This is a genomic window from Streptomyces noursei, from assembly GCF_001646665.1.
In the GTDB taxonomy this organism is placed as follows: domain Bacteria; phylum Actinomycetota; class Actinomycetes; order Streptomycetales; family Streptomycetaceae; genus Streptomyces; species Streptomyces lavendulocolor.
This window is the reverse complement of record NZ_LWBU01000002.1, coordinates 31,153-51,020: the sequence shown is the minus strand read 5'-3', so window position 1 is coordinate 51,020 and position 19,868 is coordinate 31,153. Positions and strand designations below refer to the sequence as shown.

General features: G+C 73.7%; 12 protein-coding genes. 6 read left to right on the top strand and 6 right to left on the bottom strand.

Going from position 1 to position 19,868, the window contains the following annotated elements:
* Positions 1 to 11: 11 nt before the first annotated feature.
* Entirely contained in the window at positions 12 to 869 is an 858-nt protein-coding gene (gene mltG / locus A4V12_RS00630; RefSeq protein ID WP_064067162.1) for an endolytic transglycosylase MltG, read from the bottom strand.
* A gap of 426 nt (positions 870 to 1,295) precedes the next feature.
* Positions 1,296 to 3,110, bottom strand: a complete 1,815-nt coding sequence (locus tag A4V12_RS00625) for an ABC transporter ATP-binding protein (RefSeq protein ID WP_064067161.1) — start codon at positions 3,108 to 3,110, stop codon at positions 1,296 to 1,298.
* A gap of 127 nt (positions 3,111 to 3,237) precedes the next feature.
* On the opposite strand from A4V12_RS00625, the gene A4V12_RS00620 reads away from it, so the two are divergent.
* Together A4V12_RS00620 and A4V12_RS00615 are read left to right on the top strand one after the other, a co-directional pair.
* Entirely contained in the window at positions 3,238 to 3,687 is a 450-nt protein-coding gene (locus tag A4V12_RS00620) for a MarR family winged helix-turn-helix transcriptional regulator (protein WP_064067160.1), read from the top strand.
* 74 nt (positions 3,688 to 3,761) lie between these two features.
* Positions 3,762 to 6,686 carry an FAD-binding and (Fe-S)-binding domain-containing protein gene (locus tag A4V12_RS00615; protein ID WP_064067159.1) on the top strand — a complete coding sequence of 975 codons (2,925 nt, stop codon included), beginning with the start codon at positions 3,762 to 3,764 and terminating at the stop codon, positions 6,684 to 6,686.
* Positions 6,687 to 6,689: 3 nt separating this feature from the next.
* On the opposite strand, the gene A4V12_RS00610 is transcribed toward A4V12_RS00615, so the two are convergent.
* Positions 6,690 to 7,076, bottom strand: coding sequence for a transcriptional regulator (locus A4V12_RS00610; protein WP_064067158.1), 387 nt, complete (start codon positions 7,074 to 7,076; stop codon positions 6,690 to 6,692).
* Positions 7,077 to 7,347: 271 nt separating this feature from the next.
* Here A4V12_RS00610 and A4V12_RS00605 point away from each other — a divergent pair, with 271 nt between their 5' ends.
* The gene (locus A4V12_RS00605) at positions 7,348 to 8,772 is read left to right on the top strand and encodes a Gfo/Idh/MocA family protein (RefSeq protein ID WP_064067157.1); all 1,425 of its coding nucleotides are present in this window, start codon (positions 7,348 to 7,350) and stop codon (positions 8,770 to 8,772) included.
* 58 nt (positions 8,773 to 8,830) lie between these two features.
* Here the strand turns inward: A4V12_RS00605 and A4V12_RS00600 are convergent, their stop codons facing one another.
* Complete coding sequence (locus tag A4V12_RS00600; RefSeq protein WP_199831195.1) at positions 8,831 to 10,426, bottom strand: peptide-N4-asparagine amidase; 1,596 nt, start codon at positions 10,424 to 10,426, stop codon at positions 8,831 to 8,833.
* Between the two features lie 179 nt (positions 10,427 to 10,605).
* On the opposite strand from A4V12_RS00600, the gene A4V12_RS00595 reads away from it, so the two are divergent.
* Positions 10,606 to 12,456, top strand: a complete 1,851-nt coding sequence (locus A4V12_RS00595) for an ABC transporter transmembrane domain-containing protein (protein WP_064067155.1) — start codon at positions 10,606 to 10,608, stop codon at positions 12,454 to 12,456.
* A complete protein-coding gene (locus A4V12_RS00590; RefSeq protein ID WP_064067154.1) occupies positions 12,453 to 14,243 on the top strand; it encodes an ABC transporter ATP-binding protein in 1,791 nt (596 codons plus the stop codon). Before A4V12_RS00595 ends, A4V12_RS00590 begins: the two co-directional genes overlap by 4 nt.
* 143 nt (positions 14,244 to 14,386) lie before the next feature.
* On the opposite strand, the gene A4V12_RS00585 is transcribed toward A4V12_RS00590, so the two are convergent.
* Together A4V12_RS00585 and A4V12_RS00580 are read right to left on the bottom strand one after the other, a co-directional pair.
* Positions 14,387 to 16,354 carry a flavin monoamine oxidase family protein gene (locus tag A4V12_RS00585; protein ID WP_064067153.1) on the bottom strand — a complete coding sequence of 656 codons (1,968 nt, stop codon included), beginning with the start codon at positions 16,352 to 16,354 and terminating at the stop codon, positions 14,387 to 14,389.
* Between the two features lie 70 nt (positions 16,355 to 16,424).
* On the bottom strand, positions 16,425 to 17,216 hold the full coding sequence (locus A4V12_RS00580) for a metal-dependent hydrolase (protein ID WP_064067152.1): 792 nt from the start codon (positions 17,214 to 17,216) through the stop codon (positions 16,425 to 16,427).
* 122 nt (positions 17,217 to 17,338) lie between these two features.
* Here A4V12_RS00580 and A4V12_RS00575 point away from each other — a divergent pair, with 122 nt between their 5' ends.
* Positions 17,339 to 19,852, top strand: coding sequence for a DEAD/DEAH box helicase (locus A4V12_RS00575; RefSeq protein ID WP_064067151.1), 2,514 nt, complete (start codon positions 17,339 to 17,341; stop codon positions 19,850 to 19,852).
* Positions 19,853 to 19,868: the final 16 nt, after the last annotated feature.

Sequence of the window (19,868 nt, the reverse complement as noted above, 5' to 3'; positions counted from 1 at the left end):
GCGGCAGGCGGTCAGTTCGGGGCGGACGCGCGGAGGGCGTTGAACTCCTCGACATTGCGCTGGTGCTCCCCGTAGTCGGCGGTGAAGCGGGTGTCCCCGGGCCGTACGGTGACGAAGTAGAGCCAGTCGCCGGGCGGCGGGTCGATCGCCGCGTGCATCGCCTGCTCACCGGGGTTGTCGATCGGTGTGGGCGGCAGCCCCTGGCGGTTGTAGGTGTTGTACGGGTTGTCCATCCGGGTGTCCGCGTGCGACGTGTCGAGCGTGGAGCGGCCGAGCCCGTAGTTGAGGGTCGAGTCCATCTGGAGCGTCATGCCCTGGGCGAGGCGGTTGTGGATGACCCGGGCGACCTTGCCCATGTCCTCCGGGGTGTCGGCCTCGGCCTGCACGATGCTGGCGATGGTCACCGTCTGGTAGAGGTTCACCCCGGTGCGCTGGGCCCCGGAGCTGATGCGTTCCGCGCCGAACCGCTCGTGCGCGGTCCTGACCATGTAGTCCAGCAGTCCGCGGGGCGTGGTCTTCCGGTAGACCGGGTACGTGGCGGGGAACAGGAACCCCTCCGGGTTGCCCAGCGCGTCCGCCGGCAGCTTGAGGGTGCCGCCCTCGGCGACCTTGCGGGTGGTGCCGGGCGCCACCCGGAGCGCCTTGTCGGCCGCCTCGTACACCTGGCTCGCCCGCCACCCCTCCGGGACGAGCAGCATCCTCGGCTTCTCCGGGGGCGGCACGACCGGCGGTTCCTCGGACAGCAGCAGCGGCACCAGCACCGCGGCGGCCGTCACGACGAGCAGACCGGCACCGAGGGCCAGCCGGCCGCGACGGGTCATGCGGGGACGCCCGCGCCGGGGCGTGTCCTGCGGGGACTCGTTCACCATGCGGGCACGCTAACCCGAGATCAGCACATAATCCGGTAAATCGGGCGCAGGCCCTCGCCCGATCCGCCGAGCAGAACAGGGGAACAGGCGAACACGGGCTCGGCTGTTCGCCCGAACGCATGATCGCCACCGGTTTCCCTGGCCGCGGCGCGTGCGGCGGATGATGCTTACGGTGCGCAAGCGACGGGCTGCAGACCGCGACTGCGCAGTCCCACACGAATTCGCACGGCACAAGGAGAACACCCCACATGAACGTCATCACCGACCTGCTCGCCGGCGTCGTCCACTTCATCGGCTGGCTCGTCTGACGGTCGTCCCCCGGCGCCGTCGCTCCCCCGTCCCACGGGAGCGGCGGCGCCGTCGTCGTACGCGCCACCGCGCCACCCCGGGACTCGCGCCCGCGCCCTCACCGGGGCCGGCGCCGGGTCAGGACGCGGACGCGGCCGGCTCCAGCTCCGCGTCACCGCGCACCAGCGCGGCGTAGCGGCCGTCGAGCGCCATCAGCTTCTCGTGCGTGCCGCGCTCGGCGATGCGGCCCGCGTCGAGGACCACGATCTCGTCGGCGTCCCGGACGGTGGAGAGCCGGTGGGCGATGGTGATGGTGGTACGGCCCGCGGAGAGCGCGTCGATGGCCTGCTGCACGGCCTGTTCCGTACGCGTGTCGAGGGCGCTGGTGGCCTCGTCGAGGATCAGCACGGGCGGGTCCCGAAGGATGGTCCTGGCGATCGCCAGGCGCTGTTTCTCCCCACCGGAGAAGCGGTAGCCGCGCTCGCCGACCAGGGTGTCGTAGCCGTCCGGCAGGGAGGCGATGTGGTCGTGGATCTGGGCCGCCCTGGCGGCCGCCTCGATCTCCTCGTCCGTCGCCTCGGGCCGGGCGAAGCGGAGGTTGTCGGCGACCGACGCATGGAAGAGGTAGGTCTCCTGGGAGACGACCCCCACCCCGCGGGCGAGGCTGTCGAAGTCCAGGTCCCGGACGTCGACGCCGTCGAGCGTGACACGGCCGGCGGTGACGTCGTACAGCCTGGGCACCAGGTAGCTGAGCGTGGACTTGCCGGAGCCGGTGGGGCCGACGACGGCGAGGCTGCCGCCGGCCGGCACGGTGAGGTCGATGCCGGTGAGCGTCTCGCCGCCCCTGGTGTCGTACCGGAAGCCGACCTCCTCGAAGCGGACCTCGCCGCGGATGGTGTCCAGCCGGACCGGGGTGTCGGGCTCGGTGATGTCGACGCGCAGGTCCAGGTACTCGAAGATCCGCTGGAACAGGGCCATCGAGGTCTGGATGTCGACGCCGGTGGAGAGCAGGCTCACGGCCGGCCGGAAGAGGCCCTGCTGGAGCGAGACGAACGCGACGAGGGTGCCGATGGAGATGGCGGGGCCGCCCGCCTGGAGCGCCAGCCCGGCCGCCCAGTAGAGCATCGCCGGCATGGCGGCCATGACGATGCCTATGGTCGACATCCGCCAGCGGCCGGCCATCGAGGAGCGGACCTCCAGGTCGACGAGGCGCTCGGACTCGGCGGCGAAGGCCTTGGTGAGGGAGTCGGCCCGGCCCATGGTGCGGCCCAGCAGGATCCCGCTGACGGAGAGCGACTCGGTGACGGTCGCGGCCATGGCCGCCATCTGCCCCTGGCGCTGGGTGGTGATCCGCTTGCGCTCACGGCCGACCCGGCGGCTGATCCACACGAACACCGGCAGCAGGAGCAGCGAGACGACCGTCAGCCGCCAGTCCAGCGCCAGCATCGCCACGACGGTGGCCACCACGGCGGTCAGGTTGGAGACGAGGGAGGTCGCGGTGGAGGTGACGGTCGCCTGCATCCCGCCGATGTCGTTGGCGATGCGGGACTGGACCTCACCGGTGCGCGTCCGGGTGAAGAAGGCGAGCGGCATGCGCTGGAGCCGGCCGTAGACGGCGGTGCGCAGGTCGTGCATGACGCGCTGGCCGACCGTCGTGGAGATCAGGGTCTGCAGCACGCCGAAGACACCGGTCACCACGGCGGTGAGGATCATGCCGAGGGCGAGGAGGGTGAGCAGACCCGTGCGCCCCTGCGGGATGGCGGTGTCGAGGATCTCGCGGAGCAGGAAGGGCGAGGCGACCGACACCAGGGACGAGGCGCCGACGAGCAGGCCCACCACGGCCAGCCGGCCGCGATAGGGACGGAAGAGCCGCAGGATGCGCCGGATCTGGGCCGGCGGCTGGTCCTGATCGGGGGGCGGGGGCGTCCAGGTGGACTCTGCGTGGATGCGCATGGGCTCCTTCGAACGTACAGGGGACGGTGCGGGCCGTCCTTCCGGAGCGGCCCGGAGGAACGACTCCGAGAGCTTAGCTCATTGTTACCTAACCTCACAATGAACATGGTCCTGATAGCATGCCGCCATGTACTCCCCCGACGCCGACGGCCTCCTCGCCGAGCAGCTGCTCCGGCTGACCAGGCGCCTCCACCGCAGCCAGAAACGGCAGCTGGAGTCGGCCGACATAGCGATCACCCCGGCCCAGTCGCGGCTGCTGCGCACGGTCGCGCACTACGACGCACCGCCGCGGATGGCCGACCTCGCCGCCCGTCTGGAGGTCGTCCCGCGTGCCGTGACGAGCCTGGTCGACGGGCTGGAGGCGAGCGGGCGGGTCCGCCGCGTCCCGGATCCGGCCAACCGCCGGGTGGTGCGGATCGAGCTGACCGACGCGGGCCGGGACACGCTGCGGCAGCTGCGTACCGCGCGCCGGGCCGCCGCAGAGGACATCCTGGCTCCATTGACCGCCGAACAGCGCGAGGTGCTCGGCGGGCTGCTGTCCGCTCTGGTCGACGCACGCCCGGAGCGCCACTGCTGACGCCCGTGCCGTGACACCCGCGCCCGGACCCGCCGGTGCCGCGAGGCGGCGCCGCCCGTCGAGGGGACCGCGAGATGCCGCAGCCGGAGCCGAAACCCGACGCCCTTCGCCCCGGCGCGCACCACGGGCCCTCCCCCGACCGGGTGCCCGACCTGCTGGCCCACGGCTCACCCGGACGGCTGCGGGAGGAACTGTCGGCGCTCGTGGGCGCGGAGAAGGTGCTGTGGCAGGTCTCCGACCTGGTCCGGTACGCGTCGGACGCCAGCCCCTACCGGTTCGTGCCGCAGGTCGTCGTGGTCGCGGAGGACGTCGACGACATCTCGGCCGTCCTGTCGTACGCCCACGGCCGGGGCCGGGAGGTCGTCTTCCGGGCCGCCGGGACGAGCCTCAACGGCCAGGCGCAGGGGGAGGACATCCTGGTGGACGTGCGCCGCCACTGGGTGGGCGTCGAGGTCCTCGACGGCGGGGCCCGCGCCCGTGTCCGGCCCGGCACCACCGTCGCCCGGGCCAACGCGACGCTCGCCCGCCACGGCCGCGTCCTCGGCCCGGACCCGGCGAGCGGGGTGGCCTGCACGATCGGCGGGGTCGTCGCCAACAACGCGTCCGGGATGACGGCCGGCACGTCGCGCAACTCGTACCGCACGGTCGCCTCCCTCACCGTCGTCCTGCCGTCCGGCACCGTCGTCGACACCGGCGACCCGGCGGCCGACGACGTCCTGGCGCACGCGGAGCCCGGCCTGTGCGCGGAGCTGCTGGCCATCAAGGCGGAGATCGAGGCCGACCCGGAGCTGACGGCCCGGATCCGCGCCAAGCACCAGCTCAAGAACACCAACGGCTACCGGCTCGACGCCTTCCTGGACGGGGCGACGCCCGCCGCGATCCTGCGCGGGCTGATGGTGGGCTCGCAGGGCACCCTCGGGTTCATCTCCGAGGTGGTCTTCGACACCCTGCCGCTGGACCGCGAGGTCGCCGCGGCGCTGCTGTTCTTCCCGTCCCTGCCCGCCGCCGCGGCCGCGGTGCCGCTGTTCACCGAGGCGGGCGCGGTCGCCGTGGAGCTGATGGACGGCAACACGCTGCGGGCGTCCGTGCGGGTGGACGGGGTGCCCGCCGACTGGGCCCGGCTGCCCGGGCCGACCACGGCCCTGCTGGTGGAGTTCCGCGCGCCCGGCACCAAGGCCCTGGAGGAGTACGAGCGGGCGGCGGCGCGCGTCCTCGACGGCGTCGAACCGGTCGCGCCCGTGCCGTCGGTGACCAACACCTTCACCCGGGACGCCGCGACGATCGGCGGCTACTGGAAGGCGCGCAAGGCGTTCGTCGCCGCGGCGGGCGGCGGACGGCCCTCCGGTACGACCCTGATCACCGAGGACTTCGCGGTGCCGCCGTCCCGGCTCGCCGAGGCGTGCGAGGCGCTGCTCGCCCTCCAGGCGGAGCACGGCTTCGACGCCGCCGTCGCCGGCCACGCCGCCCACGGCAACCTGCACTTCCTGCTCGCCTTCGACCCGTCCGACCCGGACGACGTCGACCGGTACGCCGCCTTCATGGACGAGTTCTGCAAGCTGACCGTCGAGCGGTTCGACGGCTCCCTGAAGGCCGAGCACGCCACCGGCCGGAACATCGCGCCGTTCCTGGAGCTCGAGTGGGGGCCCAGGGCGACGGAGCTGATGTGGCGCACCAAGCAGGCCCTGGACCCGGAGGGGGTGCTCGCCCCGCGCGTCGTCCTCGACCGGGACCCGCGCGGCCACCTGCGCGGCCTGAAGACGGTGCCGCGGGTGGAGCCGCTGACCGACGCGTGCATCGAGTGCGGCTTCTGCGAACCGGCCTGTCCCAGCCGGGACCTGACCACCACACCCCGCCAGCGGATCGTGCTGCGCCGCGAGATGATGCGGCAGAACCCCGGTTCGCCCGTCGAGACGGGCCTCCTCGCGGCGTACGGGTACGCGGCGGTGGACACCTGCGCGGGCGACTCGGTGTGTCGGCTCGACTGCCCGGTGGGCATCGACACCGGCGCGCTGATGAAGCGGCTGCGGCACGCCCGGCACTCGGCGCGCGAGGAGCGGGCGGCGGCGCTGGCCGCACGGCGGTTCGCGACGGTCGAGGCCTCGGCGCGGCTGGCGGTGGCCACCGGGCGGCGGCTCGGCGACCGGCTGCCCGCCTCCGTCACGGGGCTGGCCCGCCGGCTGGTGGGGCCCGAGCTGGTCCCAGGGTGGCTGCCGGAGGTCCCCGGTGCCGCCGCCGCGCGGCTGCCCGCGACGGCGCGACAGCGGGCGGTCGCCGTGTACTACCCGGCGTGCGTGAACCGGATCTTCGGCGAACCGGCCGGGTTCGACGGGCCGTCCCTGCCCGAGGCGGTGGTGGCCCTGGCGGAGCGGGCCGGGAAGCCGGTGTGGATCCCGGACGACGTGACGGGCACCTGCTGCGCCACGATCTGGCACTCCAAGGGGTACGACGAGGGCGCCCGGGTGATGGCGAACCGGATCGTCGAGGCCGCCTGGGGCTGGACCGCGGGCGGCAGACTGCCGCTCGTCGTGGACGCCTCCTCCTGCGCGCTGGGCCTGACCCGCGAGGTCGTGCCGTACCTCGACGCCCGCAACCGCGAGCTGCACGAGCAGCTGACGGTCCTCGACTCCGTCGTGTGGGCCGCCGACGAGCTGCTGCCGCACCTGGCGGTACGGCGGAAGGCCGCCTCGGCGGTGGTGCACCCCACCTGCGCGATGCGGCACCTCGGCGACGAGGACCGGCTGCCGGCGCTCGCGGCGGCGTGCGCCGAGGAGGTCGTCGTCCCGGACGACGCCGGCTGCTGCGCCTTCGCGGGCGACCGCGGGATGCTGCACCCGGAACTGACGGAGTCGGCGACGGCCCGGGAGGCGGCCGGGGTGACGGCGCGGACGTTCGACGCGTACCTCTCCGCGAACCGGATGTGCGAGCTGGGCATGGAGCACGCCACGGGCCGCCCCTACCACTCCGCGCTGCTCCAGCTGGAGCGGGCGACCCGGCCCTGACGCTCACGTCGGCAGGTCGAGCAGGGCCGCGCCGTCGTCCGTGAGGCACAGGCGGACCTCCCGGCCGTGGCGCAGCCGCCGCAGCAGGCCGGAGCGGGCGAGCCGGTCGCAGTGGTGGGTGGCGGTGCTGACGGTGACATGGGCGCGGCCCGCCGCCTCCGACACGGACGGCCGCCGGCGGGCGTGGCGCAGGAGCGCGGCGCGGACCGGTCCGAGGACGAGGTCGAGCCGGTCCTGCGCGGGCGGGGCGTGCGGTCCGGTGGACCGGTGCGCGAGCCGGCCCAGCCCCGGCAGCGGGTAGCCGACCCGGAGCAGGTCCGGGTCCTCCGCGCGGGTCGTCGACGGACGTGGCCGCCCCGGTGCCCGGGCCGTCCGGTGCGAACCGCCCATGGCCCCGCCCCACGAGAAGAAGTCTCGGCCGCCGGCCGCCGCGGCCGACAGCCTTTCGAGCGCTCTCGAAACGTCCGCGGACGACGCGTCCCCGCCCCCGCCGGACCACCCCGGCCACGGGCACCGGACGCCCGCCGGACCGTCCGCTTCGGTGAGTCCATGGGCCCGTGACAGGAGTCCAACCGGGCCCCTTGCGCACCAACGGCCCCGACGGCCAGGGTCCTTGCCGGGATTCATGGACCAGCCGCGCACACGACGCACTGGAGGTTCGATGAACGACGCAGCACCCGGGAACCGGGGCCGGGCGCAGGACCCGCCCAGCCGCCGGTCCGTCCTGCGGACGACGGCCGGTGCGGCGGGCGCCGCGGGTCTGGGGCTCGGCGCGCTGGGCGGTACCGCCGCCGCCGCGGAGACCGGGGCGCCGGAGACCACCGCCGCTCCCCCGCGCCAGGGCCGCACCATGGCCGGCGTGCCCTTCGAGGGGCGCTCCACCGTCCGCGTCGCGATGGTGGGACTGGGCAACCGCGGCGACGGGATGATCGACCTGTTCCTGGCCCTCCCCGGCGTACGGGTGGTCGCGGTCTGCGATCCGGTACGGGCCAAGACCGAGCGCGCCGCGGCCAAGGTCGTACGGGCCGGGCAGCCGTCGCCCGCCGTCTACGCCAACGGGGAGCACGACTACGAGAGGCTCTGCGAACGCGGCGACGTCGACCTCGTCTACGTGGCCACGCCCTGGGACACGCACTTCGCCATGGCCCGGACGGCGATGCTGAACGGCAAGCACGTCGGCGTCGAGTGCCCCCTGGCGATGCGCCTGGACGAGCTGTGGGAGCTGGTCGACCTCTCCGAGCGCACCCGCCGCCACTGCATGCAGCTGGAGAACTGCTGCTACGGCAGGAACGAGATGCGGGTCCTGCGTATGGCCCACGCCGGCAAGTTCGGCGAACTGCTGCACGGGGCCGGGGCGTACAACCACGACCTGCGGGGCCTGATGTTCTCGCCGACGTACTACGAGGGCCCCTGGCGCCGTCTGTGGCACACCCGGCTGCGGGGCGACCTCTACCCCAACCACGGCTTCGGGCCGGTCGCCGGCTACATGGACGTCAACCGGGGCGACCGGGCGGTCAGCATCAGCAGTTTCGGCACACCGGCGCTGGGCCTGGCCGAGTACCGCGAGGCCAACGTGCCGCCCGGTGACCCCAGTTGGAAGGAGACGTACGTCGGGAGCGACCGGACCGTCAGCATGGTGCAGACGGCGAAGGGCCGGGTGATCCGGCTGGAGCACGACGTGTCGACGCCGCACCCGTACAGCAGGATCAACAGCCTGGGCGGGACGAAGGGCGTCTTCGAGGACTACCCGGCCCGGATATACCTGGAGCCCGACCACAGCGACGACCGGTGGGCCGACTTCTCCGCGTACGCGGACGAGTTCGACCACTGGCTGTGGAAGGAGCACGCCGATCCGCCCGGCGGGCACGGCGGGATGGACTACCTCATGGTCTTCCGCCTGACGCAGTGCATGAGGCTCGGCCTGGTCCCGGACTTCGACGTGTACGACGGCGCCACCTGGACGGCCCCCGTGCCGCTCAGCCACGCCTCGATCAGGGCGAAGGGCGCGCCGCAGCCGATACCCGACTTCACGCGCGGCGAGTGGCGCCGGGCACGGCCGGGCGTGGACTCGGTCCGGCCCGCGTGAGGGGTGCGGGGCCCGGCCCGAGGACGCCGGCCGGGCCCCGCACCGCGACAGCGGTGGATCAGCAGCGGCGGCGGTCCTCGGTGAGGGTTCCCTGGACCGTCCGCAGCGTACGGTCCCAGCAGCCGTCCGGGCCGTACAGCCGGTAGCGCTCGGAGCTGGTCCCGACGGCGTGCCGCTGGTCGCGCGGGACGCCGGTGGTGTACGTCGCGTCACCGGTGTACGTGTCGTCGAGCCGGGTCCACCGCGGGCGCTGACCGGCGCGCATGACGAGGGAGCGGGCGCGGTCGCCGAGGGTGAGGACGGTCCGCAGCCGGTCGCCGGCGCCCAGTGTCGTCACCCCGTCCATGGTGTACGTGCGGTGGGTGCGGGTGCTGGTGGCCCCGTGCTCCACCGTTTCGTCGTCCCGCCAGGTCGCGGTCAGCGCGTCCCGGCTCTCGTCCCCGGTCCAGCGGTGTACGGAGGTGTGGGCCACCGACCGGGTGACGGTGGTCGTGACCCGGCCGTGCGAGGTGTCCAGGTGGCCGGCGACGGTGAGCCGGTGGGCGGCCGCGGTGTCGAGCCGGTGCTCGGTGCCGGGGGTGTGGACCGAGGAGACGGTGGGGGTGCTCTCCTCGTGGCGGGTGAGGGCGCCGGTGACGACCGCGCGGTTCTCGTCCTGCCAGAGCAGCACGTTGGTGGGGGTGGACCAGCCGGGCCGTCCGGCCGGCACGCCCGCGACCGAGACCTCCACGCGGTGCGGGCGGCCGTCGTTGAGCAGCGCGGCGAACGGGGTGAGGTCGTAGAGGACCGGTGCGACGTCGAAGGCGCGGGGGCCGGGGATCACGTACCAGAGGAAGGGGTTGGACCAGCCGCCGGTCCAGACGGTGGGGAAGGGGGCGGCGATGCCGGCGAGCCGTCCGTCGACGGTGATCCGCACCTCGCGGTGCGGTCCGCCGGCCGCCCTGCACGAGTAGGGCGCGGTGTCCGGGACGGTCAGGTACCAGTACTCCTCGCAGCCGCCGCCCGAGCCGGTGGCGTACACCTCGGCGAGGATCCGCTCGGTGTTGCGGGGGGTGGTGAGGGACGGCGTGGTGAGCGGCAGGACGCGGTCGGGGACGGCGGAGGAGGGAGCGGGCCGCCCGGCGTGGAAGGTCAGCGTCACCCGGACGTCGAGGACACCGGTGTGGGTGTCGTCCACGACGTTGCCGATGAGCATCTCGACGGGCCCGGGGCGGCGCAGGACGTCGCTGTACCGGGTGATGTCCTTCTCGACCGACCAGGTGATGCCGTCGGGGGACGGCTGGGGTGTGGAGGTGCGGAACACCTCGACGCCGCCGACGGACACATGGCCGAGCCGGTCGTACTGGCGTCCCTTCACGCTGCCGTCGAGGCGCAGCACCACCGCGCTCCACCGGTCGCCGCACCCCTCGGGGGGCGTGTAGAGGCCCTTGTACGGCGTGAAGTCGCGGAACTGGGCCTCGGCGAGCTTCACTTCGCAGGTGGGCGCGCCGTCCGGGCGGGGAACGGGCGGGGCGGCGGTGACCGGATCGCGCCAATCGGTGCCGAACTCGGGCGGTGGGTCGTGGGGCGCGGCGGACACCGGGGCCGCACCGAGCAGTCCGGTGAGGGCGAGAACTCCGCACATGAGCATGCTCATGACTCGTCGTGGTCTCATGGGCCGGGAGTGAAGCGCGGGACACACTGCCCGCGCCAGGGGCGGGGTCCGGACCGTGGCGCGAAGCGCGCGGTCGCCGCCGAAAATCGATTGCCCGTCACCGGTCCGGAAGGCGAACCTTGCACGGTTTCCGGCGGCCGCTCCGCGCTGCCGCCCGCCGACGGAACCCCTGGGACGTCATGCAGATCCACCACCTTCCGTACGCCGATCCGGGTGAACCCGACGTCAGGTCGGGCACCCGCTTCCTGCTCTGGCTGGGGCGCAACCAGCTGGGCGGTCAGGTCAAGTCCCTGCTGTGGGGCCTGCTGCTGCACCTGGGCATCGCCGGCTCGCCGCTGGGTGTGGGCCTCGCGGTCCAGGCCGTGATCGACCGCTCGGGCGGGGACCTGGCCCGCGCGGGCGCCCTGCTCGCCGTACTGGGCGCGGCCATCGCCGTGGGCGACACGATGATGCACCGCACGGCCGTCACCAACTGGATCACCGCCGCCGCCCGCGTCCAGCAGCTGCTGGCCCGCAAGAGCGCCGAGCTGGGCTCGCTGCTGAACCGCCGGGTCGCGGCGGGCGAGGTCGTCGCCGTCTCCACCGGTGACGTCGAGAAGATCGGCTGGTTCGTGGAGACGCTGTCGCGGTTCGCCGCCGCGGCCACCACCCTGGTCCTGGTCTGCGTGGGGCTGGTGGTCTACCAGCCGGCCCTCGGCGTCGTCGTCGCCGCCGGCGTGCCCGTGCTGGCCCTCGCCGCCCTGCCGCTGCTCCCCCGCGCCACCCGCCGGGCCGACGTCCAGCGCGAGAAGGCGGGCCGCGCCACCGAGCTGGCCTCGGACACGGTCGCCGGACTGCGGGTGCTGCGCGGCATCGGCGGCGAGGACCTCTTCCTCGGCCGCTACCGCGAGGCGTCGCAGCAGGTCCGTGAGGCCGCCGTGCACAGCGCCCGCATGTGGGCCCTGATCGCCGCGGTCCAGGTGCTGCTGCCGGGGCTGCTGCTGGTCGTGGTGGTGGTGTACGGGGCGGGGCTCGCCCTGGAGGGGCGCGTCACGGTCGGCGAACTGGTCACCGTGTACGGCGCGGTCGCCCTCGCCCATCACCCCTTGCGCAACTTCGAGGAGATCGCCATGGCGTACTCCTTCTCGCGCCCCTCCGCGAAGCGCGCCGCCGGGGTGCTCGCCCTGACGCGCACCACGGCCACCGGGCCGGCGGCGGCCGGCGAACCACCGGTCGGCGAAACCCCGGCCGGTGACCTCCCGGCCGGTCCGCTCCCGGCCGGCGAAGCCCCGGCCGGCGGCCCTCCGGGCGGGGACCTGTACGACCCGGTGACCGGACTGCTCGCCCCCGCCGGTCTGTTCACCGCCGTGGTGTGCGGCGACCCGGACGCCGCCGGGAGGCTGGCCGACCGGCTCGGCGGGCACCCGCCCGGGGAGCCGGAGGCACACGTCTCCGTCCTCCTCGGCGGCACCCCCCTGGACGAGCTGCCCCTCGGCACGGCCCGCACGGCCGTCCTCGTCCAGGACAAGGACCCGGTGCTGCTGTCCGGCACCCTGCGCGAGCTGCTGGACGTGCCGTCGTCCGGGCGCGTCACGCCCGGGGACGCCCTGGCGGCGGCCCGCTGCGGTGACGTGCTGGACGCGCTCGCGCAGGCGTCGGCGGACCCGGGCGGCGACCCGATGAACACCCGGATCACCGAACGCGGCCGGTCCCTCTCCGGCGGCCAGCGCCAGCGCCTGGCACTGGCCCGGTCCCTGGTCACCGACCCCGAGGTGCTGGTGCTCGACGAGCCGACGTCGGCGGTGGACTCGCACACCGAGGCACGGGTCGCGGCGGGCGTCCGGGAGCTGCGCACCGGCCGGACGACCGTCGTGCTGGCCTCGTCGCCCCTGCTGCTCGACCTCGCGGACCGGGTGGTGTTCGTCCGTGACGGACGGGCGGTGGCGGTGGGCACCCACCGCGAACTGCTGGCCGCCGAGGAGCGCTACCGCGCGGTGGTCACCCGCGAGACCGAGGAGGACACCCTGGTGGACATCGGGGAGCCCGCATGACCCCCGTCATCGGCATGGCGCCGCCCGCGTACGACCCGGCGGCCCCCGAGTCGGCAACCACCCTGCCGGTCGGCACCGCCGCGACCGTCCGGGCGTACGTGACCCGGCTGCTGCGCCGCCACCGCACGGCGTTCGCCGTGCTCGTCGCCGTCAACGCGGTGGCGGTCCTCGCGTCGATGGTGGGTCCGTACCTGCTCGGCTCGCTGGTCGACCGGCTCGCCGAGGGGGCGCGGGAGCTGCACCTGCCCGTCACCGTCGGGGCGTTCGCCGTCGCGCTGGCGGTGCAGGCGGTGTTCGTCCGGATGGTGCGGTTGCGCGGTGCGATGCTCGGCGAGGAGATGCTGGCCGACCTGCGCGAGGACTTCCTCGTGCGGGCGGTCGCGCTGCCGCCGGGCGTGCTGGAGCGGGCGGGCACCGGTGACCTGCTCTCCCGGATCACCACCGACGTCGACCGGCTGGCCAACGCCATGCGCGAGGCGGTGCCGCAGCTGGCCGTCGGCGTGGTGTGGGCGGGGCTGCTGGTCGGCGGCATCACGGTGACCGCGCCCCCGCTGGCGCTCGCCGTGCTGGTCGCCGCGCCGCTGCTGGTCACCGGCTGCCGCTGGTACTTCCGGCGGGCGCCGTCGGCGTACCGGTCGGAGGCCGCCGGGTACGCGGCGGTCGCCGCCGCGCTTGCGGAGACGGTGGACGCGGGGCGGACGGTGGAGGCGCACCGGCTGGGCGCGCGGCGGACCGCGCTGTCGGACCGGCGGATCAAGGAGTGGACGGCGTGGGAGCGTTACACGCTCTTCCTGCGCTCGGTCCTCTTCCCGGTGGTCAACCTCACGCACACCGCGGTCCTCGCCGCCGTCCTGATGATCGGCGGCGTGTTCGTCCTGAACGGCTGGATGGACGTGGGGCAGCTGACGACCGGCGCGCTGCTGGCGCAGATGCTGGTGGACCCGGTGGGGATCATCCTGCGCTGGTACGACGAGCTCCAGGTGGCGCAGGTGTCGCTGGCCCGGCTCGTCGGCGTGCGGGACATCGAGCCGGAGAGCGGCGACGCGTCCGTGCGGCCCGACGGGCGCGACGTGCGGGCGGAGGAGGTGCGGTTCGGCTACCGCGAGGGCGTGGACGTGCTGCACGGGGTGGCGCTGGACGTGCCGCCGGGCACGCGGGTGGCGCTGGTGGGTCCGTCGGGGGCGGGCAAGTCGACGCTGGGCCGGCTGCTCGCCGGGATCTACGCGCCGCGCGCCGGCCGGGTCACCCTGGGCGGGGCGGAACTGTCGCGGATGCCCGCCGAGCGGGTCCGGGAGCACGTCGCGCTGGTCAACCAGGAGCACCACGTCTTCGTCGGCACGCTCCGCGACAACCTGCTGCTGGCCCGGGCCGGCGCCGGGGACGCCGAGCTGTGGGCGGCCCTCGGGGCGGTCGACGCCGACGGCTGGGCCCGGGCGCTGGACGACGGGCTGGACACCGAGGTCGGTTCGGGCGGCCTGGCGCTGACCCCGGCGCAGGCCCAGCAGGTCGCGCTGGCCCGCCTGGTGCTGGCCGACCCGCACACCCTGGTGCTGGACGAGGCGACGTCCCTGCTGGACCCGCGCGCCGCCCGCCACCTGGAGCGGTCGCTGGCCCGGGTGCTGGACGGCCGTACGGTGGTGGCGATCGCGCACCGGCTGCACACGGCCCATGACGCGGACGTGATCGCGGTCGTCGAGGACGGCCGGATCAGCGAGCTGGGCAGCCACGCCGAGCTGGTGGCCGCGGACGGCGCCTACGCGGCCCTGTGGCGGTCCTGGCACGGGTAGGAGCGGCGGCGCGGGCGGGGCCCGAGCACGGCGGGCGTGGCACGGGTGAGGACCGGGGAGGCCGCTCCGCGCGCCCCAAGGCCCGAGCACGGTGGGAGCGGGCCCCGGGGACGGTTCGCCGTCACACCCCCGGGGCCCGCCGTTCAGCGACCGCCGTGGACCTCCAGGGCGGCGCGGACCGCCGATTCGAGGGCGCCCTCGATCCAGGCGGGCTTGACCGAGGTGTGGCAGCCCGCGAAGTGCAGCGGGCCCTCGGGCGTGCGCATGTCCAGCAGGATCTCGGTGTGCTGGCCCGGCAGCAGGACGGAGGCCTCGCCGTACGCGTACGGGTCGCGCTGCCAGCTCTGGGTGCGGCCGACCCCCGTGAAGAAGACCTCCAGCCGCCGCCCGTACACCTCCTGCATGCCGCGCAGGGCGAGCGCGTACCGGGCCTCGTCGTCGTAGGCGTCCCAGCGCCTGGCGTCGTCCGCCCAGCTGTAGGAGGCCAGGACCACGCCGCCGTCGCTGCCGGGGACGGGGTGGGAGGGGTTGAACATGAAGCGGTTGGGGTTGTCGGTGACCGACCCCCCGCCGATGACCTCGGCGGCCTCGGGCTGGTCGCGGGAGAGGTGGGCGTTGGCCGCGTAGTGGGTGCGCTGGTCCTCGGAGAGGTGCCCCCGGGGTACGGAGGGGTGCGCGCCGAGCAGCCGTCCGTCCGCCGGGACCCGGCCCTTGCGGTACTTGTCGTAGAGGCCCGGTTCCATGGCGTCGAGTTCGCGCCGCCAGTCGTCCTCGCCGAACTCCCACCAACGGCGGCTGAATTCGAGGAGCACCTTGGTGGCGCTGTCGTAGTGGACCTCGGTGATGGCGCGGCGCTTGCGGTACGAGAGCCGGGGGGTGATCTCGACGTGCCGGAGCCCGGAGAAGGGGATGGTCACGATCGCCGCGTCGCCGGTGAACCGCTCGCGCACCACGGGCCCGCCGCGGCCCTCGGAGACCGTCTCGACGACGACCCGCTCGCCCTTCTCCCGGGTCTCGATCCGGGTGACGCGCCGGTCGAAGCGGACGTTGTCGCGGATCCGGCCGAGGAGCGCGTCGGCGAGGACGGCGGTGCCGCCGTCCAGCTCCCAGAAGGCGGTGCCGGGGCTGATGAGCGCCTGGCTGATGAAGCTGTGCAGGAAGGAGAGCGGCAGCCGGGAGGTCATGTTCTCCAGGGTCCCGATCAGGTCGATCGTGCGCTCGTCGAGCCCGGCGTGCTCGGTGAGGAACCGGTGCATGGACCAGTCGCCGAACCGCTGGACGACGCGGACCCAGCCCTCCAGCAGTTCGGGCATCGGCTTGTCGGCCCGGGTGCCGTCGGGGCGCAGCACGCTGTACTCGTCGCGTACGGGGTCGAGGGCGCGGCGCACGATGTCGGCGGCCGGGACGTTCTCGTACTTCTTCGGCACGCCGAAGGAGCGGTTGATCGCCCGCGGGTCCTTGGCGTAGTCGGCGCGGCGGGCCCGGATGCCGTTGACGCGGATCCAGGTGCGGTACCGCGGCGTGCCGTCGGGGTCGGTGTCGACGTAGCGGAACGGTCTGCGCTCGATGCCGAGCGCGTCGATGAGGCCGATGACGAGCGGGTGGCTGCCGGGGATGCGCATGGCGCCGGCCTCGGCGTACTGCTTGGGGTCGGCGAACGCCTGCGGGGCGTTCTCGTGGCCGCCGGTGCGGAACGTCTTGATGCGGCCGCCGGCCCGGTTGCCGTTGGCCTCGATGACGGTGACCCGGTGGCCGGCGTGCCCGAGGAGGGCGGCGGCGACCATGCCGGCGGGTCCGGCGCCGAGGACCAGGACGTGCTTGGGGGCTGCGGTGGACTTGGGCAGTCCGCCGCCGAGGAGGACCTTCCGGTAGCGCGGGACCAGCGGTTGGTCGTCGTCGTCGAGGACGAGCAGGGCGCGGGCGACGGCGAGGCAGCTGCGCCGGTCGGCGGTGGGCCGGGGTGCGGGGGCCGCGGCGGCGGAGCCGGGTGCGGGGGCGGCGGTGGCGGGTGCGGCGAGCGCCGCCGGGGCCACGGCGGCAGCGGCGGCCACGGCCCCCGCGCGGGCGGTGAGTTGACGGCGGGTCAGATCGGTGGAGTCAGCGGGATCCATGATCAGAAGAAAGCGGATCTTCCGCTTCCGCGGAGGGGCTTCGCCTCCCGGTTCACCCGAACGAGAGGGATCAGATGAAGTTGAGCGCGGCCGCCCCGCCCACGCCGCCCAGCAGCATGAAGGCCGGCATCAGCACCTTGAGCTCCACCCAGCTGCCCGCGCGGAAGCGCATCCCCTTCGGGGGCCCCACCGGGTACCAGCGCTTGCCGGCGACGGGGATCGGCCACAGGACCGGGCAGCCGGAGACGGTCAGGGCGTCACCGATGTCGTGGACGAGCGCCCCCAGCACGATCGGCAGCCCGAGCCACAGGTACTCCTGCCCCGGCGCGGTGAACAGCCAGTCCGCGCCGTTGCCGGGCTTGTCCAGGACGCCCGCGAGGATCCACGCGCTGGTGGCGCCCAGCAGCCACACCAGGACGTCGCTGGACATCCGGGCCGCCCGCCACAGCAGACCCTCCACCGCCAGCACCAGGTGGACGAAGAGGATGCCCAGCACCGCCCACCGGCCCCCGGTGATCGCGAGCGCGGACGCCCCCGCGCCGCACAGCACGGCCCACACCCAGGTGTGCGTGAGCGTGCGGTGACCGCCGCTGCGGCGGGCGTCGGCCCGCGTCTTCGTCGCCTTGTAGACGGCGTACGAGAGCTTGTCGACGATCTCGCAGAGGGTCTTCGAGACGGGGCCGAAGGCGCGCGAGATGGTCGCCGACTTGTGGTCGAGGTCGGGTGCGAGCGCCGCTCCGGCGCAGATCAGGGCGCCGACGACGAGCACCGGCCACGGCATCGGATGCCCCGCCGCCGCGGTCGCGGCCCCCACCCCCAGCCACGCGGCCGCCCCGGAGAGAGAGTGCGCCGGTCCCATCATGTGCGTTCCCCGCCCCGTTTGCTCTTGTCCTGCACCGCGATCGACGGGACAGCCTACCGTTCGTGATCTTCATCCGGACGGCCGGTTGCCGCTTCCGGACGCGAGCCAGGCAAGATGGGGGCGTGACCCTTATCGATCAGCTGCCGCCGGACGCCGACCCCGATGCCCTCTTCGAGGCCTTCTCGTCATGGGCCGAGGAGCGGGGCATCACCCTGTACCCGGCCCAGGAGGAGGCGCTGATCGAGGTGGTCTCGGGGGCCAACGTGATCCTCTCCACGCCCACCGGGTCCGGGAAGTCGCTCGTCGCGGCCGGTGCGCACTTCTCCGCGCTCGCACGCGACCAGGTGACCTTCTACACCGCGCCGATCAAGGCGCTGGTGTCGGAGAAGTTCTTCGACCTGTGCAAGCTGTTCGGCACCGAGAACGTCGGCATGCTCACCGGCGACGCGTCCGTGAACGCCGACGCGCCGGTGATCTGCTGCACGGCGGAGGTGCTGGCGTCGATCGCGCTGCGGGACGGCAGGGCCGCGGACGTCGGCCAGGTCGTGATGGACGAGTTCCACTTCTACGCCGAGCCGGACCGCGGCTGGGCCTGGCAGATCCCGCTGCTGGAGCTGCCGCAGGCACAGTTCGTCCTGATGTCGGCGACGCTCGGCGACGTGTCGATGTTCGAGAAGGACCTCACGCGCCGCACCGGCCGCCCCACCGCGGTGGTGCGCTCCGCGACCCGGCCGGTGCCGCTGTCGTACGAGTACCGGCTGACCCCCATCACCGAGACGCTGACCGAGCTGCTGGAGACCAAGCAGGCACCGGTCTACATCGTCCACTTCACCCAGGCGCAGGCGGTGGAGCGGGCGCAGTCGCTGATGAGCATCAACATGTGCTCGCGCGAGGAGAAGGACAGGATCGCCGAGCTGATCGGCAACTTCCGCTTCACCACCACGTTCGGCAAGAACCTCTCGCGGTACGTGCGGCACGGCATCGGTGTGCACCACGCGGGCATGCTGCCCAAGTACCGGCGGCTGGTCGAGAAGCTGGCCCAGGCGGGTCTGCTGAAGGTCATCTGCGGGACGGACACCCTCGGCGTCGGCGTCAACGTCCCGATCCGCACGGTGCTGTTCACCGCGCTCACCAAGTACGACGGCAGCCGGGTGCGGACGCTGCGCGCCCGTGAGTTCCACCAGATCGCGGGCCGCGCGGGGCGCGCCGGCTTCGACACGGCCGGGCTCGTGGTCGCGCAGGCGCCCGAGCACGTCATCGAGAACGAGAAGGCGCTCGCGAAGGCCGGCGACGACCCGAAGAAGCGCCGCAAGGTGGTGCGGAAGAAGGCGCCGGAGGGTTTCGTCGGCTGGACCGAGAACACCTTCGAGAAGCTGATCGCCGCCGATCCGGAGCCGCTGACCTCCCGCTTCCGCGTCACCCACACCATGCTGCTGTCGGTGATCGCCCGGCCCGGCGACGCCTTCGAGGCGATGCGGCGGCTGCTGGAGGACAACCACGAGCCGCGCAGGAACCAGCTGCGGCACATCCGGCGGGCCATCGCGATCTACCGCTCGCTGCTGGACGGCGGGGTGGTCGAGCAGCTCGACGAGCCCGACGCCGAGGGCCGCACGATCCGGCTCACCGTGGACCTCCAGCAGGACTTCGCGCTCAACCAGCCGCTGTCGACGTTCGCGCTCGCCGCGTTCGACCTGCTGGACCCGGAGTCCCCCTCGTACGCCCTGGACATGGTGTCGGTCGTCGAGTCCACGCTGGACGACCCGCGGCAGATCCTCGCCGCCCAGCAGAACAAGGCGCGCGGCGAGGCGGTCGGCGCGATGAAGGCGGACGGGGTCGAGTACGAGGAGCGGATGGAACGGCTCCAGGACATCTCGTACCCCAAGCCGCTCGAAGAGCTGCTGTGGCACGGGTACAACACCTACAAGAAGTCGCACCCGTGGGTCGGCGACCACCCCGTCTCGCCGAAGTCCGTCATCCGGGACATGTACGAGCGGGCCCTGACCTTCACGGAGTTCACGTCCTTCTACGAGCTGGCGCGTACCGAGGGCATCGTGCTGCGGTACCTGGCGTCCGCCTACAAGGCGCTGGACCACACCATCCCCGACGACCTCAAGACCGAGGACCTGTCGGACCTGATCGCCTGGCTCGGCGAGATGGTGCGGCAGGTCGACTCCTCGCTGCTGGACGAGTGGGAGCAGCTGGCCAACCCCGAGGTCGAGACGGCCGAGGAGGCCCAGGAGAAGGCCGACCAGGTCAAGCCGGTCACCGCCAACGCCCGCGCCTTCCGGGTGCTGGTGCGCAACGCGATGTTCCGCCGGGTCGAGCTGGCCGCGCTGGACCAGCTGGCGGAGCTCGGCGAGATGGACGCGGAGTCCGGCTGGGACGAGGAGCGGTGGGCGGAGGCGATGGACGCCTACTGGGACGAGTACGACGACCTCGGCACCGGCCCGGACGCGCGCGGTCCGAAGCTCCTGGCCATCGAGGAGGAGCCGGAGCACGGCCTGTGGCGCGTCCGGCAGACCTTCGCCGACCCGAACGGCGACCACGACTGGGGCATCAGCGCGGAGGTGGACCTGGCGGCCTCGGACGAGGAGGGCCGCGCGATCGTCCGCGTCACCGACGTCGGCCAGCTCTGATCAGAAAGGAACGTGG

Bases quoted from the DNA above. Each gene is read 5' to 3' on its own strand.
- A4V12_RS00620 (WP_064067160.1), top strand. From the start codon at position 3,238: ATGTACTCCCCCGACGCCGACGGCCTCCTCGCCGAGCAGCTGCTCCGG.
- A4V12_RS00610 (WP_064067158.1), bottom strand. From the start codon at position 7,076: ATGGGCGGTTCGCACCGGACGGCCCGGGCACCGGGGCGGCCACGTCCG.
- mltG (WP_064067162.1), bottom strand. From the start codon at position 869: ATGGTGAACGAGTCCCCGCAGGACACGCCCCGGCGCGGGCGTCCCCGC.
- A4V12_RS00625 (WP_064067161.1), bottom strand. From the start codon at position 3,110: ATGCGCATCCACGCAGAGTCCACCTGGACGCCCCCGCCCCCCGATCAG.
- A4V12_RS00615 (WP_064067159.1), top strand. From the start codon at position 3,762: ATGCCGCAGCCGGAGCCGAAACCCGACGCCCTTCGCCCCGGCGCGCAC.
- A4V12_RS00595 (WP_064067155.1), top strand. From the start codon at position 10,606: ATGCAGATCCACCACCTTCCGTACGCCGATCCGGGTGAACCCGACGTC.
- A4V12_RS00580 (WP_064067152.1), bottom strand. From the start codon at position 17,216: ATGATGGGACCGGCGCACTCTCTCTCCGGGGCGGCCGCGTGGCTGGGG.
- A4V12_RS00585 (WP_064067153.1), bottom strand. From the start codon at position 16,354: ATGGATCCCGCTGACTCCACCGATCTGACCCGCCGTCAACTCACCGCC.
- A4V12_RS00600 (WP_199831195.1), bottom strand. From the start codon at position 10,426: ATGAGACCACGACGAGTCATGAGCATGCTCATGTGCGGAGTTCTCGCC.
- A4V12_RS00590 (WP_064067154.1), top strand. From the start codon at position 12,453: ATGACCCCCGTCATCGGCATGGCGCCGCCCGCGTACGACCCGGCGGCC.
- A4V12_RS00605 (WP_064067157.1), top strand. From the start codon at position 7,348: ATGAACGACGCAGCACCCGGGAACCGGGGCCGGGCGCAGGACCCGCCC.